General features: G+C 43.3%; 14 protein-coding genes. 8 read left to right on the top strand and 6 right to left on the bottom strand.

Annotated elements, in window-relative coordinates; genetic code table 11:
• Nucleotides 1-70: 70 nt before the first annotated feature.
• Genes JOC94_RS06460 through JOC94_RS06450 form a run of 3 tightly spaced genes read left to right on the top strand, consistent with a single transcriptional unit; the run spans nt 71 to nt 1,792 of the window.
• Nucleotides 71-568 (top strand): RNA polymerase sigma factor, encoded by a 498-nt coding sequence (locus JOC94_RS06460; RefSeq protein WP_077109711.1) that lies wholly within the window; start codon nt 71-73, stop codon nt 566-568.
• A complete protein-coding gene (locus JOC94_RS06455) occupies nt 561-1,103 on the top strand; it encodes a zf-HC2 domain-containing protein (RefSeq protein WP_077109712.1) in 543 nt (180 codons plus the stop codon). The genes JOC94_RS06460 and JOC94_RS06455 overlap by 8 nt, the downstream gene beginning before the upstream one ends.
• Entirely contained in the window at nt 1,100-1,792 is a 693-nt protein-coding gene (locus JOC94_RS06450) for a YfjL-like protein (RefSeq protein ID WP_077109713.1), read from the top strand. The genes JOC94_RS06455 and JOC94_RS06450 overlap by 4 nt, the downstream gene beginning before the upstream one ends.
• A 757-nt stretch (nt 1,793-2,549) precedes the next feature.
• Here JOC94_RS06450 and JOC94_RS06445 read toward each other — a convergent pair.
• Both JOC94_RS06445 and JOC94_RS06440 read right to left on the bottom strand, forming a co-directional pair.
• On the bottom strand, nt 2,550-3,158 hold the full coding sequence (locus JOC94_RS06445) for a nitroreductase family protein (protein ID WP_077109741.1): 609 nt from the start codon (nt 3,156-3,158) through the stop codon (nt 2,550-2,552).
• Nucleotides 3,158-4,012, bottom strand: coding sequence for a VOC family protein (locus JOC94_RS06440; RefSeq protein WP_077109714.1), 855 nt, complete (start codon nt 4,010-4,012; stop codon nt 3,158-3,160). The genes JOC94_RS06445 and JOC94_RS06440 overlap by 1 nt, the downstream gene beginning before the upstream one ends.
• Before the next feature lie 298 nt (nt 4,013-4,310).
• On the opposite strand from JOC94_RS06440, the gene JOC94_RS06435 reads away from it, so the two are divergent.
• The 4 genes from JOC94_RS06435 to uraA all read left to right on the top strand — a co-directional run bounded on the left by JOC94_RS06435 (nt 4,311) and on the right by uraA (nt 7,703).
• Nucleotides 4,311-4,613 (top strand): winged helix-turn-helix transcriptional regulator, encoded by a 303-nt coding sequence (locus JOC94_RS06435; protein ID WP_077109715.1) that lies wholly within the window; start codon nt 4,311-4,313, stop codon nt 4,611-4,613.
• 22 nt (nt 4,614-4,635) lie between these two features.
• Nucleotides 4,636-4,827, top strand: a complete 192-nt coding sequence (locus tag JOC94_RS06430) for a hypothetical protein (protein ID WP_077109716.1) — start codon at nt 4,636-4,638, stop codon at nt 4,825-4,827.
• Nucleotides 4,828-4,941: 114 nt separating this feature from the next.
• Nucleotides 4,942-6,198, top strand: coding sequence for a peptidase T (pepT, locus tag JOC94_RS06425; protein ID WP_077109717.1), 1,257 nt, complete (start codon nt 4,942-4,944; stop codon nt 6,196-6,198).
• 224 nt (nt 6,199-6,422) lie between these two features.
• Entirely contained in the window at nt 6,423-7,703 is a 1,281-nt protein-coding gene (gene uraA, locus JOC94_RS06420) for a uracil permease (protein WP_077109718.1), read from the top strand.
• A 309-nt stretch (nt 7,704-8,012) separates the two neighbouring features.
• Here the strand turns inward: uraA and JOC94_RS06415 are convergent, their stop codons facing one another.
• From JOC94_RS06415 to JOC94_RS06400, 4 genes are all read right to left on the bottom strand, one after another.
• Nucleotides 8,013-9,215, bottom strand: coding sequence for a dicarboxylate/amino acid:cation symporter (locus JOC94_RS06415; protein ID WP_077109719.1), 1,203 nt, complete (start codon nt 9,213-9,215; stop codon nt 8,013-8,015).
• 40 nt (nt 9,216-9,255) lie between these two features.
• Entirely contained in the window at nt 9,256-10,482 is a 1,227-nt protein-coding gene (locus tag JOC94_RS06410; protein ID WP_077109720.1) for a threonine synthase, read from the bottom strand.
• Between the two features lie 115 nt (nt 10,483-10,597).
• Nucleotides 10,598-12,067 (bottom strand): catalase KatA, encoded by a 1,470-nt coding sequence (gene katA / locus JOC94_RS06405; RefSeq protein WP_077109721.1) that lies wholly within the window; start codon nt 12,065-12,067, stop codon nt 10,598-10,600.
• A 461-nt stretch (nt 12,068-12,528) separates the two neighbouring features.
• Nucleotides 12,529-15,699 (bottom strand): DEAD/DEAH box helicase, encoded by a 3,171-nt coding sequence (locus JOC94_RS06400; RefSeq protein WP_236017000.1) that lies wholly within the window; start codon nt 15,697-15,699, stop codon nt 12,529-12,531.
• A 378-nt stretch (nt 15,700-16,077) separates the two neighbouring features.
• On the opposite strand from JOC94_RS06400, the gene ytxJ reads away from it, so the two are divergent.
• The gene (ytxJ, locus tag JOC94_RS06395; protein WP_077109722.1) at nt 16,078-16,419 is read left to right on the top strand and encodes a bacillithiol system redox-active protein YtxJ; all 342 of its coding nucleotides are present in this window, start codon (nt 16,078-16,080) and stop codon (nt 16,417-16,419) included.
• The last annotated feature ends 357 nt before the right edge of the window (nt 16,420-16,776 follow it).

Raw genomic sequence — 16,776 nt, 5'->3', positions numbered from 1 at the left:
AGTTAACATAAGTAACGAATTTCGCCTTCATGGTACTAATCTTATAGATACGAATTTCGGAGGGGGCAAAATGAATGATCTAGAAAATCTGTATCGGCGTATTCAGCGAAAGATTTTTGCTTTTTTCTTTGTAAAAACAGGCAATCCATTCATTGCCGAAGACCTGACCCAAGACGTCTTTTATGAAGCGCTTAAAGGTTTTCACCGCTTTACTGGAAATTCTTCAATCAATACATGGGTTTTCTCGATCGCCAAAAACAGACTAAAGAAGTTTTACCGTTCAAAAAAGTATTCCAAATTGTTGCAAGAAAAGCTTGCATGCGAAGCAGGAGCAATGCCGCTCCCCCTTGAGGACCTTTTCGTCTTGCGCGAAGACAGCCGCACTCTGATCAAACGCATTTCCAGATTGGATGAAAAATCGAGGGATATTGTTACGTACCGCATATACGGAGAATTGTCTTTTAAAGAAATTGGCGACCTGACAGGAGAAAGTGAATTGTATGCCAGGGTAACATTCCATAGAGCAAAAATGAAATTGAAAAAAGAGATGAGGTCGGTCAATGAATAAAGATTGTTATATCGCCAAAGATTTGCTGCCTTTGAATCACGAAGGGCTTCTTCATGAAGAAACAGCTTCCTGGCTGAAGGAGCATTTGGCATCATGTGACAACTGCCGCGAATATGCGAAATCGACAAGTGAGCCCATTGAAAATGCCGTCATTCCTTCCCCGATTGACAACGATAAAATGTTTGCCAATATCTACTTGAAATTAGCGGTTTATCAAATAATCTTTGTGACAATTTCATTCTTTTTCGCGCTCATAACATCCTTGCTCAATAATCACTTAGTATTCGTCTTGACATATACCATTTTCGGGTTTGTCCTATATCTCTTTTATAAACATTTTGTAATGGTGACAGCGATCACTTTTTTGCCCAGCTTCATTTGGTCATTGGTGGATTCAACGCAAGCCAGCCTATTCGCTCTGGAGATGCTGCTTGGCGCAGCTTTTCTCGCTTTGATTCATCTGGTGTTTGCGCTTGTCGGAAGCCTCATGGCTCTCCTGCTTTTAAAATGGTTGAAAGAGGTTAGAAGCGTATGAAAAAGAAAAAACGGATCTATGGCTCATTGATCATTATGCTATGGGCTCCCACACTTTTTTTCTACATTGACTTTAACGGAAATGCCGTTAGCGACCTTTTTTCCAAGCAAGCATTGGACAGCTATCTGACGAAAACATATCTTAATGAACCATTCCACATCCTTGACGGCTTTTTCAATTTGAAAATCGGCGGTTACACGTATGAAGGTGAACAGGTAGCAAGTGAGAAAGGGTTCGAGTTTGAAGTAACGGGAGCTTTGCAACCGAAGGTCGCCTTTGACGCCAAAAGGGATACATCTCTTAGGGATAGACTGGAAAATGAAGCGTCCGAAGAAATCAGGGAATTACTAATAAAAGATGTGCCCGACATCATCCATGTAGAAGTGCAACTGGATAGTTTAACAGGAACGTTGGATTCGAATACGAAATGGAGTAAGACGGGTCCCCTTGCGAAACCGATGCACATTCATATGATGATTCAGGCAGACGGAAAAACAAAAAAAGATGTGGCCAATACCATGAAAGCAATTCAACAATTATTAAACGCAAATCACTATGTATACGACTCCGTGACCATTAACGCAAATGTTGTAGAGGGGCAAAAAATGCCCGGATATGTAAAATTCTCCGGATCTTTTACAAGCAATAAGACTATTCGGGAAAAGGATATTCAACAGCTATCAAACTAACCATATATTGGACAATTTCACCGCAAAAAATTGTATACTTCCAACATGAGACTCACGGGAAAGCCTTTGAAACCAAGCAATTTGCTCGACCTGATGTTGCAGGATTCATACAGCCGGAAATAGAGAGAGTAGCGAGAAACCACCTTAGCGAATCACAACCAGAATAAACGATAAGCGGAATTCCCGGAAAACGAAGATAATCGAAATGTATGTGATGATGTTCGATTGATTCATGACCAAAAACAGAGATGTTCAAAGAAAACGCCCAAGCAAAGATGAAGGCAGGGACAAATCCCTATAAAAATGAATAAGGTGAAACTTCTTTCAGTAGGAGCTTTCTTTCAGCTCCTACTGAATGTTAGTTGAACCAATCGGGATTTTAGGTGCCGTTTTCTCTCACTATTTTGCACAACTCAGGTCTAAAATTGCTGTATACGGTACCTTACATGCGGGATAAACCGCGTGAAATCAAATTGAAAAACCTTGATTTCACGCGATTTTACTTTCACAATTTGTATGAATAGCCACTCTTATGCCCCGGCTTTTTCTCCTCATTATAAAAACCTTGTGTGCTGAAAAAAACCAATGTGCTCATTCGTACAAACTTCTTTGACATCAAATCTCTCATTTGACTTTGTTTGCACAACCCTTTTAATGGCTGATTTATTGCTTGTTTCTCCAATATTCGGCACAAAGTACACTAATTGGAGTGTTCCCATTATACAAAAAGGCGTCCTTCCTTTTGGAACCTCTCTATTTACTTAAACACTTTGAAGCGCTCTTCGATGCTTTTGAATTCTTTTTCACCCGGCTGGGCCGTCGGCTTTCCGAAAGGCATTTGGGCAAGAAGTTTCCAATCGGATGGAATGTTCCATATTTTATGCACAGCTTCGTCTATTAACGGCTGGTAATGCTGCAACGATGCGCCAAATCCTTCTATTTCCAAGGCCGTCCACACGATATATTGCAACATTCCGGATGACTGCAAGGAATAATCCGGAAACTTATCGGCATATGTCGGAAATGATTCCTGCAATGATTTTACGACCGATTGATCTTCAAAGAAAAGGATGGTTCCATAGCCATTCCGAAAGCCTTCCATTTTTTGAGCGGTTGGCTCAAAGTCTTGTTCGGGAACCATTTCCCTTAGAACCGCTTCCGTTATATTCCAAAGCTTATCGTGATTTTCTCCGAGCAGCAATACTGCCCTGCCGCTTTGGGAGTTAAAAGCTGTTGGTGTATACTTGATGGCATTTGCGATGATTTCTTCAATCTGTTCATCAGAGATATCCGATTTCTTGCTAATGGCATAGTAAGAACGTCTTTCTTTCACAGCTTTTAAAAAATCTTGTTTTGTTTGAATCATCATTCATGCTCTCCTTTATGGTCAACTTCTAACTTGATTTGAATATCAGATGGATCTTTTACTATTATGATGCCCTTTTCCCTAAAAATGGAGACATTGATTTTATCCAATCGCCGGACCGCTTTCTCCCGCTCCTCTTCACTCGAAAAAAGAAGAGAATACCGCTTTAATCCTGTGCTGTTTTCTTCAGGAGGCGGCGCCCCCGCGCTATTCCACGTATTTAAACCAATATGATGGTGATAGCGGTGCTTGGAAATAAATAAGGCTTGGCTGCCATAATGGAGAATCTTGTCAAAACCAAGTCCATCACAGTAAAAGTGCTCCGAAGAAACTAAATCCGCTACTTGCAAGTGGATATGACCCATCACGGTTGCTGAAGGCATACCTTTCCAGCCGGACTCGGAAGCATCCTCCATGAGATTTTCTACATTTAGCGCCGCAGTCGTCATAAATATTTGATCACCTTTCCGCCATGTATCAGGCGATCTATCCGCATATATTTCAATTCCATTTCCTTCCGGGTCCGCCAGGTAAATCGCTTCACTGACATGGTGGTCCGACGCCCCTTGCAAAGGAAGACGAATGTCGATAAAATGCTGTAATACATCAGCAAGAGACGAACGGTCCGGCAATAAAAAGGCCATATGATACAATCCTGTCGTCCTACCCTTTCTTGGTTTGGCATGCTTGTTTTCCTCAAGCGCCAGCAAGGCCCTTTTTCCGTCTGCTGTAAACACCGCGGCACTTCCGGTCCTTTTTAACAACCGAAGCCCGAGGATATTTTGGTAAAAATCAGCGGCTCGTTCCAAATCCCGGACTGTCAACTGAATTGTGCCAACAATAGGATGAACCATTTTTTCATGCCTCCTTTCTAAAACAATAACTTACTTTATGTAAGTAACTTTATATTAGTTAACATTAGTTGTCAAGTAGTGTAAAATAAAGCGAAACTTCATTCAGGAGGAACTTTCTTTCTCTCCTACTGAATGTTAGTTGAACCAATCAGGCATTTAAGTGCCGTTTTCTCACACTTATACTTTTTGTATTCACTCAAGAATTTGAAGTGAGAGCCTTACGGCACCTTATATGCGGGATAAATTTTATAAAAATCATGGTTCTAGTGATATAATGATGATGAGCGAGGTGAGGACAATGAATTCAAATAAATGTCCGAAGTTTGAAAAAGCGATGAGCATATTGGGACAGCGATGGACAGGGTTGATTATTCATCAGTTGTTGGATGGCCCGCAGCGTTTCTGCACTGTGGAAGCAGCCATGCCGATCAGTGCCCGCGTACTATCAGAGCGCTTAAAAGATCTCGAAAAAGAAGGCATCGTCAAACGTGAAGTATATCCGGAGACCCCGGTAAGGATAGAGTATTCGCTGACTGAAAAAGGAATGGCCCTTGGTCCCATTATGAAAGAAATTGAAAAATGGAGCGAAAAGTGGATCTAAATTCGTGTAAGGTGTTGATTGAATGAATAAAATTTTAGCGTTCTCAATTTTAGGGATGGGGTTAACTGGTGGCGTCCTAGTCATCTCGGTTGCTTTATTATTCAGCACTCCAATAGGAAATGTATTAAAGATAGTTACTGCCGGTTCAATAGCAGCTTTCGTTATATTCACTATTTCGGCTTTAGTGTTTCGTCGGCGATTAGCTAAGCAGTAGTAACCGAGAAAACAACAAATGCGTAAAGCCGATTGCTTTTCATAAGACAATCGGCTACTTTTTTGTATATTGTATTCCCTTCCCTTTACATCACACAGAAAGGAGATTGAAACGTTGAAAAACGAAATCATTAAAAGATTTGTTTCCTATGTGAAGATTGATACCCAGTCCGACGCCAACAGCGATTCATGTCCATCCACTCCCGGGCAATGGACGCTGGCTCGTCAGCTCGTGGATGAATTAAAAGCCATAGGGATGAAAGATGTCACTGTTGATGAAAATGGATATGTCATGGCCACACTCCCGTCCAATACTGACAAAGATGTCCCAACAATCGGATTTTTGGCCCATATGGACACGGCCACAGATTTCACCGGGACTGGGGTAAATCCGCAAATGATTGAAAACTATGACGGGAAAGACATTATATTGAATGAAGACAAAAAGCGGGTCTTATCCCCAAAAGAATTTCCGTCCTTATTGGATTATACAGGACATACGCTTATAACCACGGATGGGACAACCTTGCTTGGCGCCGACAATAAAGCGGGGATTGCCGAGATCATGACAGCAATGAATTATTTATTACAGCACCCGGAAATAAAACATGGCAAAGTACGGGTCGCTTTTACACCGGATGAAGAAATTGGCCGTGGACCACATAAATTTGATGTAAAGGCGTTTAACGCGGCTTTTGCCTATACAGTAGACGGCGGGAAACTTGGCGAGCTACAGTATGAAAGTTTTCATGCGGCAAGTGCTCATGTCACTTGCAAAGGTACAAATATACATCCGGGATCAGCCAAAGGGATCATGGTGAATTCACAAAAGCTCGCGATGGCATTTCACGCCCAGCTTCCGGCCGATGAAACTCCGGAGCTAACGGACGGATACGAAGGCTTTTTCCACCTTTTATCGATCCGGGGAGATGTCGAGGAAACAAACCTTCACTATATCATTCGCGACTTTGACCGGCAGAAATTTGCCGAGAAAAAAGCGCTTGTCCAAACCATTGCCAGCAGGCTTGATGAAAAATACGGACCTGGACGCGTATCCGTCAATGTAAAAGACCAATATTACAATATGCGAGAGAAAATTGAACCCGTCAAAGAAATTGTCGATATTGCCGCAGATGCCATGAAACGGCTGCAGATTGAACCGGTTATCCTCCCAATCCGGGGCGGTACGGACGGCTCCCAGCTATCGTTCATGGGACTGCCGACGCCAAATATTTTTACAGGAGGAGAAAATTTCCACGGTCCCTATGAGTTTGCGTCTGTTGACGTGATGGAAAAAGCTGTCCTTACGATTGTTGAGATTTGTAAATTGTTTGAGGAACGCGCGGAAAGCTTGCACAATATTGGTCGATGAATTGATTTATTTTCGCTTAAACAGTTGACTTTCCACACGCTACCTGCCATAATACTTAAGACAATTTCATCATATTTGCCTTTAAACCGGTCCCGTGAGGCTGGCAAGGTATCCGATCAACCGTATATAAACGGTAGATTTTCCATGCAAAATACCCAGCACCTTGCCCACTATCGGACAAGGTGCTTTTTTTGCGGACAAATAACAGTGAGGGAGAGAAAAGAATGAGCCAACGAGAGATTCAGGTCGATGAACGACTGCCTATTTTACAAAGCTTGCCATTAAGCTTCCAGCACTTATTCGCCATGTTTGGTTCCACCGTTTTGGTTCCATTATTGTTTCAGGTTGACCCCGCAACCATTTTACTCATGAATGGAATCGGCACATTGCTCTATATTTTTATCACAAAAGGGAAAATACCAGCTTATCTCGGCTCCAGTTTCGCCTTTATTTCTCCCGTATTTGCCGTTTTGGGCAATTATTCCGGAGGAAAGGGCTATGCCTACGCACTCGGCGGATTCCTTGTTGTCGGGATTATCCTTATACTCGTTGCGCTCATTGTCAAGCTGGTGGGAACCGCGTGGATTGATGTCATATTCCCGCCCGCCGCCATGGGAGCGATCGTCGCTGTCATCGGTCTCGAACTTGTTCCAGTCGCAGCCGGAATGGCTGGTTTGGTAAAACCGGAGGACGCCGCGGCCAATTGGAAGCCCGATCCCGAGACGATTACCGTTTCCTTGTTAACCCTTGGAATTACGATCGTATGCTGGGTCACACTTCGGGGATTTTTAAAAATCATTCCCATCCTGCTTGGAATTGTTGCGGGATATGTAATTGCCTTATCAATGAACATGGTCGATTTAACGGCTGTCCAAGAAGCAGATTGGATTACAATGCCCACATACTATGCGATGAAATTCAATTGGGCGGATATCTTTTTAATCCTGCCCGCAGCTCTTGTACTCGTCCCTGAACACATCGGCCACCTGGTCGTAACGGGGAATATTGTCAAAAAAGACTTGGTTAAAGATCCCGGGTTAGACCGTTCATTAATGAGCAACGGGATTTCCACCATCATTTCAAGTTTTGTCGGGTCAACTCCCAACACAACGTACGGAGAAAATATCGGTGTGCTTGCCATTACAAGGGTTTACTCAACCTGGATTATCGGCATCGCTGCTTGTATTGCCATTATTCTTTCCTTTTGCGGTAAATTAGCGGCTCTCATCTCGTCGATCCCGGCGCCCGTCATGGGCGGAATATCCCTTCTGCTCTTCGGAATTATCGGAGTTAGCGGCATCCGGATGCTCGTTGAGGCAAATGTCAATTACAACACATCTCACAATATGATCTTGACATGTGTCGTACTCGCCATCGGAATCAGCGGCGCAACCATTCACATCGGCGCGGTTTCATTGGCCGGAATGGGATTGGCGACCGTCGTTGCCATCATATTGAGCTTGTTCTTTAGACTGTTGGAAAAATTGAAGCTAGCGAATGACTAAGAAAACTTGCGCCTCTTGAAAAGGAAGTCGATAGTTCCGCAACGCTTTTTACTGAATTCATGGAAATTTCTTCAAAAAAGCTCATATCTTTTGGATTATCAACAGATGACGAAAGTATGGGCAGTATGCCCAAGACAGATATTGCAGCGGCTGATTTTTATTGCATCGTATAAGCTTTGTGACGAGGGTAAACAACCCCGCTTTTCACAAAAAGCCGACGTTGCTTCGTTTAGCACACACAATTGAACGTCTCTTTCGGCAAAGGCCATTATGTAAAAAAAACCGGGTGTTACGCCCGGTTTCCATTTTTCATGCTGTTTTTTGCGCAGTTGGTTCGCTTCCCTGCTCCACAACCACACAGGCCGATGCATCTCCCACTATGTTGACGGATGTCCTGAACATATCCAAAACTCTGTCAATCCCGGCAATTAATGCAATGCCTTCAAGCGGCAAATTGACGGCGGCCAACGTCATCGTCAGCATCACTAACCCCGCACCCGGCACACCCGCCGTCCCAATCGAAGCGAGTGTTCCCATAAGGGCGACAATCAGAATTTGCGCAAACGTTAATTCCGTACCGAAGTACTGGGCAATAAACATGACGGTAACTCCTTGATAAATCGCTGTTCCATCCATGTTGATCGTTGCCCCGAGCGGTAAAATAAAACTGGTCGTCGTTTTCGATACCCCCAAATTCTCCTCGGTATTTTTCATCGTCACCGGCAGCGTTCCTGAACTGCTGCAAGTTGCAAAAGCGACGGACGCGGCTGGAAAGATCCCTTTAAAAAAGTGCAGAGGATTCATCTTGCCAAACGTTTTAACTGCGGTCGAATACACGAGGGCAACATGAACGATGATAGCGACAACCATTGCGATGATCACTTTTATCAGTGGCAGAAGGACAGATGCCCCATATGTTCCGACAATGGGGGCAAGCAAACCAAAGATGCCGAGTGGAACCAGCTTCATCACAATGCCTGTAATTTTATACATCACTTCAGCCATGCCCTCGAAGAATCGCTGGACAGGAGCCGCTTTTTCACCAACGAGAGAGATGCCAATCCCCATAAATATGGCAAAGAAAATGATTTGTAACACGGCTCCGGTTGTTAAAGCTTCAAATGGATTGGTAGGTATAATATTTAATAATGTAGCGATGACACCTTCGGTTTCGGCCGCTTCGACAGCTTCCCCTTGGACAGCCACCTCAACACCGGCGCCCGGTTGAAAAACGAATCCCGCAAAAAGGCCGAGCGCAATAGCGATAAAACTGGTTACAAGAAAATAGACGACTGCCTTTCCTCCCAGTCTGCCCAGTTTTTTTACATCTCCGGCGCCCGTCACTCCTACAATAATCGTGGATAAAATAAGAGGGACAATAATAAACTTAATAAGCCTTAAAAACAAATCTCCCAACGGCTGAACGACTACTGCTCTTTCTCCGAATATCCATCCCGCCAGAACAGCAAGGATAAAGGCGGCCAAAATATGAAGCACAAAGTTTTTTCTCATCGGTGGACCTCCCTTTTTCCCAAGATGTTTGAGGGAGAATTTACTCATCAATAAGGCTTTTGATATAACCGTCTCTTTGTAATACAGGAGTGTTCTGTTCATCAACATGTAAATACTTGAGTCCCATCCCGGTATTCACGGTAACCACCGTATCTTTTTGATCAATTACTCCGGCATTGCCGAGTTTTCTCGCAGCCAAAAAAGTAGCCGCTCCTTCGGGACAAACAAAAGCGCCTTCTGTTTGGACAATCCTTTTTTGTTCCTCCAAAATTTCTTCATCATTTACGGAGAGCGCAAAACCGTTTGTTTCGTAAATGGCTTTCAACACTAAAAAATCCCCTAAAGCTTTCGGAACATTGATTCCAAAGGCAACTGTTTTTGAATCACGCCAAAGCTCCGATTCCATTTTCCCCTCTTGCCACGCCTTTACAATGGGAGCGCAACCCTCCGACTGGACGGCGACCAGCCTTGGCATTTTGCCTTGGTCAACCCATCCCAGTTGCTGTAGTTCGCGAAAAGCCTTGTAAATCCCGATTAATCCAACGCCGCCCCCTGCAGGGTAGATAATGACATCAGGTACTTGCCAATCCATCATCTCCGCAATTTCATAACCCATCGTCTTTTTGCCTTCAATCCTGTACGGTTCTTTTAATGTGGAAGCATCATATAAATGAAAATCGGCAGCGGCTTTGGCAGCCATTTTTCCAGCATCACTGATCAAACCATCCACGAAAAATAGTCTCGATCCTGTTGCGGCAACCTCTGAGCGAATGAATGGGGGAGCAGCGACAGGCATGACAATAACCGCTTCGATTCCCGCCTTGGCCGCATAAAGGGACCAGGCGGCTCCGGCATTTCCATTTGTCGGCATGACAAACGCTTTCACGCCAAGTTCTTTCGCTTTTGAAACTCCCAGCGCGGCCCCGCGGGCTTTAAATGTACCTGTAGGAGTCAAGCTTTCATCCTTCATCAGCAGCCGTGGAAGGCCCATTTCTTGCCCAATTTTCTTCATGGGGAGCAGAGGGGTCATGCCTTCTCCTAATGAGACAATATTGTCCGGGTGTTGGACAGGCAGCAGTTCATGGTAACGCCACAGATCATTGCTTCTGTTTAATAAATGCGCACGTTTCACTTTCATGGAAATGCTGGATAAATCATAGTTTACAAGGAGTGGAGAGCCACAGCGGCACAGTTGATGAACTTCGTCAGGCTTGTATACGAATGAACATTTGGCACAGGATAAGTGCGAGATATGGCTGAACGTCATACATTCTCCTCCCTCGCTTCATCATATGCCTTGTTTGGCGGCTTTATGAAGCATGTATGGCTAGTTCAAAAAAAAGCGGAAACCCGTACTCGGGTCCCCGCACATTGATTTTTTATTAAGCTAGTACTTCCTCATCAGTAGGAACTTTTAGGCCAAGACCTTCGGCCACCTTCGTTCCATACTCGGGATCCGCCTTATAGAAATGGCGGATCTGCCGAAGCTTGATTTCTTCTTTTTCAACCGGCTTCATGGCCGCAACGATGTTAGAAACAAGTCGTTCGCGCTCTTCCTTGTTCATAAGCCGGTACAAGTCGCCCGCTTGTGTGTAATGGTCATGGTGATCATAGCTGGTACTTGCCGCAACACCGGAAACGGCATATTCAGCTTGCTTGTTTTCCGGCGTTTCTTTTGGTCCGTCGTAGCTGTTAGGTTCGTAGTAGACGGATCCGCCACCGTTGTCGTCAAAACGCATGGAGCCATCGCGTTGATAGTTGTTGATCCCGTTGATGGGCCGGTTAATCGGCAAGAGCTGATGATTCGTTCCGACTCGATAACGGTGGGCGTCATGGTAGGCAAACAAGCGGCCCTGCAACATTTTATCTGGCGATACATCAATGCCTGGAACAAGCGTGCCCGGTGAAAATGTTGCCTGTTCGACTTCAGCAAAATAGTTTTCAGGATTACGGTTCAACACCATCTTCCCGACTTCAATCAGCGGATAATCCTTTTGCGACCATACCTTCGTCACATCAAATGGATCGAAACGATACGTTTCGGCGTCTTCAAGCGGCATGATTTGCACTTTTAGCGTCCAGGAAGGATAGTCGCCATTCTCAATGGCATTATACAGATCTTCAGTATGATAATCCGGATTTTCTCCGGCTAGTTTCGCCGCAAGGTTCACATCAAGGTTTTTAATTCCTTGGTCTGTCTTGAAGTGATACTTCACCCATACACTTTCGCCTTCGGCGTTCGTCCATTTAAATGTATGGCTTCCATACCCATTCATATGGCGGAAAGTGGCAGGAATACCGCGGTCAGACATAAGAATCGTTACTTGGTGAAGCGATTCGGGCGACAAGGACCAGAAATCCCAAACGGCGTTTGGATTTTTCAAATGTGTTTTTGGATCTCTTTTCTGCGTATGGATAAAGTCTGGAAACTTAATGGCATCGCGAATAAAAAATACAGGCGTGTTATTTCCTACCAGGTCGTAGTTGCCGTCTTCCGTGTAAAATTTAACGGCAAATCCACGCGGGTCCCGGACAGTGTCAGCTGAACCAAGCTCCCCGGCAACTGTAGAAAAACGAATAAACATGGGCGTTTTCTTTCCAACTTCCGATAAAAACTTGGCTTTCGTATATTTTGATAGATCATTCGTTACTTCAAAATACCCGTGTGCGCCCGCACCCTTTGCATGTACGACCCGCTCAGGAATTCTTTCTCTATTAAAATGAGCGAGCTTTTCCAACAAATGAACGTCTTGAATAAGCGTCGGCCCACGAGAACCGGCAGTAATGGAATTTTGGTTATCTCCTACAGGCGCTCCCCAACTCGTTGTCAAACGGTGATCTTTCTTCGTCATTACTCATCCCACCCTATTTATAATAATTATAATCTGATAACAGCATAACACGGTTGATAATTAGTTTCAAGTTAAAATTATTATTATTTTATACACTGTATTGAAAGCTGCCTTTCTTAATAAAATAATGCAGACCATTGCCCACTTTAAGGAATATATTCAATGAAACAGACGAAGATCACTATACAACATTGAAGAAATTATCGAAAATAATTTGCAGTTACAATATCAACCATCCCCATATTATTGAATATTCCGACATAATAATTGATAATTAGACTCATTTGGAAGGGTCTATCTTTTCTTACTTCCAATACACCCAAATCAAACGAGGCCGGGACAGAACCCTATAAAATGAATAAACCGCATGGAATCAAGTTTAAAAATCTCTTGACTTCACGCGGTTTTTATTCTCACAATTTTTACGAATATCAATCAGTTTTCAACGCAAGTCCCAGCCCCTACATGCTCAATATTTCTTTTATATCTTCTTCAGATAGGCTGGACAGCATTGTTTCTCCGGGCTGAATAACTTGTTCAATCAGCTCTCTTTTCTTTTGCTGCAATTGATAAATTTTTTCTTCAATGGTTCCTTTCGTAATCAATCTGATCACTTGAACCACGTTTTTTTGTCCAAAGCGATGGGCTCTTCCCGCCGCTTGGTCTTCTACCGCCGGATTCCACCACAAGTCATACAAAATCACCGTATCGGCTGCTGTCAGATTGAGCCCGGTGCCGCCCGCCTTCAGCGAGATGAGGAAAATGGCCTTCTCTCCTTCATTAAACTGTTGGCTCATGCGCAAACGTTCCTGCGAAGGGGTTTTGCCGTTTAAATAAAAATGCGGATAGCCGGATTTTGTCAACTCGGTTTGAATAATGTCCAGCATGCTCGTAAATTGAGAGAAAATAAGGAGCCGTTTCCCGTTCGCAATAGAATTTTCGACTATTTCCAAAAGCTGCTCCAATTTTCCCGACGTTCCTTGAAAGTTCTCCAAAAAGAGCAGTGGATGACAGCACAGTTGACGCAATCTTGTAATGCCCGCCAAAATTTTCATCCGGCTTTTTTGGAATCCTTCTTCTTGCAAAGAGGCGGCCGTTTCTTGCTGGATACGTTGCAAATAACCAACGTATAACTCCTTTTGTTCCTTTGATAATTCCAGAATATGGGTTGATTCAATCTTCTCGGGAAGTTCTTTTAACACATCGGATTTAAGCCTGCGCAATATAAAAGGCCTGATCATGTTCGCTATTTTTTTAGGCTCCATCTTTTTAAAGTCTTTCAGCCCCGGAAACAGACCGGGCAAAATGGCCTGAAAAATGCCCCATAATTCATCAACTGAATTTTCAATTGGTGTCCCGCTTAATGCAAACTTCCTCGTTGCGCGGATTTCCCGGACAGCCGAAGCCGCTTTCGTTGAGTAATTTTTAATAAACTGGGCTTCATCTAAAATTAACGTATGAAACTGCTTATCTTTGTACAGCTGAATATCTTGGCGAAGCGTTGAATAAGAAGTGATAAAGATGTGGGCATCTTCGGTATTTAACATTTTTTCACGGCTCTCGGGCGTTCCCGAGATGACGACTGTTTTAACACCAGGCGCAAATTTCTCCCATTCGCTCTGCCAATTATAAATTAACGATGCGGGTGCGACGATTAAATGCTTGTTCCCTTCGATCACCGACAATAAATAGGCTATGCTTTGGAGTGTTTTTCCAAGCCCCATGTCATCTGCCAATATTCCGCCCAAATGATAATGGGATAATGATCGGAACCATTGATAACCGGTTTTTTGATATTCCCGCATGGAAGCATTGAGCCCTTCGGGGAGTGGAAAAACCTGTTCTTCAGGATTGTTTAAGTGGTCAAGCAGCTTGCGGAAAGAAGGGTCGTACTGCTTTTTTGTGCGAAGAGTTTCATCCAATTGCATACCCCTATAAATGGGCACTTCCAATGTGCCTTTCGCCACTTCCCCACTCTGAATATGGAGATCGGTAAACATTTCCTGAAGTGATCGAAATTCATCGGTTTCGAGAGATAAAAACGCTCCGCTTTTAAGCTTGTAAAACCGTTTCTTTTCAATGGCAGTTTCCATAATCTTGGCAATTTCTTCTTGATCGACCCCATCCATTTGAAAGCTGATTTCTAACAAGCCGAAAGATTCATCCGTGCGAACTTCTGTTTTCGGGACGGGCTGTTCTTCCATAACCAACAGACGCAGGCTATTGGTCATATACAATTCACATCGTTCTCCCAGTGCCGGCAAGATTGTAAATATAAAATCGTACAGCTCCTCTTCATCCAGTTGCAGATGGAGCTCCTTCCCGTTATATTTCATCTTTGCGTTCTCCATAATGGTCATGATTTCCTGCTCTTTATCCACGTCCCTGATTAAAATAGTTCCATCCTGCCCCTGAGGTTGAAACGGATCAACCAAAAAGTCGCCATAGTGGTATTCCAGCCTGGCCTTGATCGTATCTTCTTCCAAGTCGAGGTACAACTTTGCCGTGAGCGGCGCTTGAATAATTTGTTCTTTCACTTTTTCCGCCACTTGAACAGTACCAACTTTTTTCAGCATTGGGAGCACTTCGGAAGCAAATGCATCTGCCTTCTCAGACGGTATGAACACACGGTTCGTTTTATTTTCGATGTCAAATATTTTTTCGATAAGCGGCAAAATGTTAGGAGCTGGGTAAAAAATTCTTCCATTCATAAAAACAAGCTCATATGGCTTCATGAATATGGCATTTTCCATATGCGGCAAAAAAAGTTCCAATTCCTTTTTTTCATTTTTGTCGAGTTCAAACTGAAAAGGCAGTGGTTCATCCAACAACTTTAATTCCGAGAAAGAACGATTGTCCAGTTTACTGACGGTTTTTCTCTTAGTCAATTTTTTCAAAAGCGACTTGGCAAACAGCGGAGGAATCATGATGGAACGGGCTGTAGAATAAATCGCATTGCTTGAGTATTGGTAACGGATGCCATCTGCATACAGCCTTTCGTTTTCGATCATTGCCAAAAGCTCGTATAATATTTCCTGATCAGCCGAACTTACAACATGTTCTTCAGGACTGTAAGTAAATTTTGGTGTAAAAAGATGTTCACGGCCTCCCTTTACGTTCTCGATGAATTCACTCACATTACGGACAACATATAAATGGTCCACTCCTGCTTTTATTTCTATAAACAAAGCTTGCGGATTAGAAAAGTCGCAATGGTACTCGATTTTCAACCGTTTTCCTAACGATGAAACGGGAGGCTCAGCAGGCGCAGTACCAACTGATTCAAGCAGTTCTTCAACAGCAAAATATTTCCCGTTATCCGTGTATCCCACCATGTTGATCACTTCTGCTTCTTTTTCGCACATTTTCAACATGACCGCCACGATGTGTTTGCATTCATCATATTGCAAATATGCTTTACAGTCGCAAAACATGGCCATATGAGCCGGGTTTTTATTCAATTGTATTTCAACCAGATAAGAATGACTGCCCTCTACGTTTGCCCAGCAAGTACCGTTTGAATGTTCAAAGTGAAGCTTTCCCACCCGATCTTGAAAATAATATTCCCTTCCCCGCCGATAGACGATGGGGTTGAACATTCTCTGGACATCGCTTTTATTAACTGGTACCAAAATATTGATGCTAACCTTCTTTCTATCCTTTATTTCCCTACTCTATATCTAACCTATTTTATCATATTTTAGACGTCAGTTTTGCCCGAATCATCGCTTCTGCGCATTAGGTAATAAAACATCATACGCAAAAAGACCCCTAGCGATACGGGGGCACTTTTCAAAGCGATACTGTCAGTGGAATTTTCCCGAACCTTATGGGCTCCAGTTTTGGCGGCAAAAGCCTCGTAACAACCCGTAAAAAACGGCAGTAGAAAAGCCCCGGCAAGATCTTATTCACACTCATTTCTCCGTACATAAAAACGTGAAAAAAGCACAAAACATGAATGAATCTGGCAAATCTGCCATAATAAAACAAAGAATGAAAGGATGAGGAATATGTCTACTTTGATACAACTCACAAAAACAGATGAATGGGAAAAAGTCTTGCATCAAACGAACGAAGAACCCGTATTCATTTTTAAACACAGCTCAACATGCCCGGTCAGCGCCAACGCCTTTAAAGAATACGAAAGCTTTTCAACAGATATGAATAAGTACTTCTTAATTGTAAGTGAAAGCCGAACCGTTTCCAATCAAATTGCGAGCGACCTCGACATCAAACATGAATCGCCGCAAATCTTTCTTCTTAAAGATGAAAAGGCCTTATGGAATACTTCCCACTGGCATATTACAGAAAACAATATTAAAAATGCTGTCAAAGAACATATCAACAGTTAAAAAGGAAGAGCCCTAGGCTTATTCTCAGAGTCTGGGCCACAACTAAATCAGCTGATGAAAAAACGAACAATAAAGTGAAACTTCATTCAGTAGGGCTCCTACTGAATGTTAGTTGAACCAATCGGGCATTTAGGTGCCGTTTTCTCACACTTAGACCTTTTGTATTAACTCAAGATGTTGAAGTGGGAGTATTACGGCACCTTACATGCGGGATAAAGTGAAACTTCATTCAGTAGGAGTTTTCTTCCATCTCCTACTGATCGTTAGTTGAACCAATCGGGCATTTAGGTGCCGTTTTCTCACACTTAGACCTTTTGTATTAACTCAAGATGTTGAAGTGGGAGTATTACGGCACCT

This window comes from Siminovitchia thermophila, assembly GCF_016909185.1.
In the GTDB taxonomy this organism is placed as follows: domain Bacteria; phylum Bacillota; class Bacilli; order Bacillales; family Bacillaceae_C; genus Siminovitchia; species Siminovitchia thermophila.
Note: the sequence above shows the minus strand (reverse complement) of the source record. Positions and strands in the feature narration are given on the sequence as shown.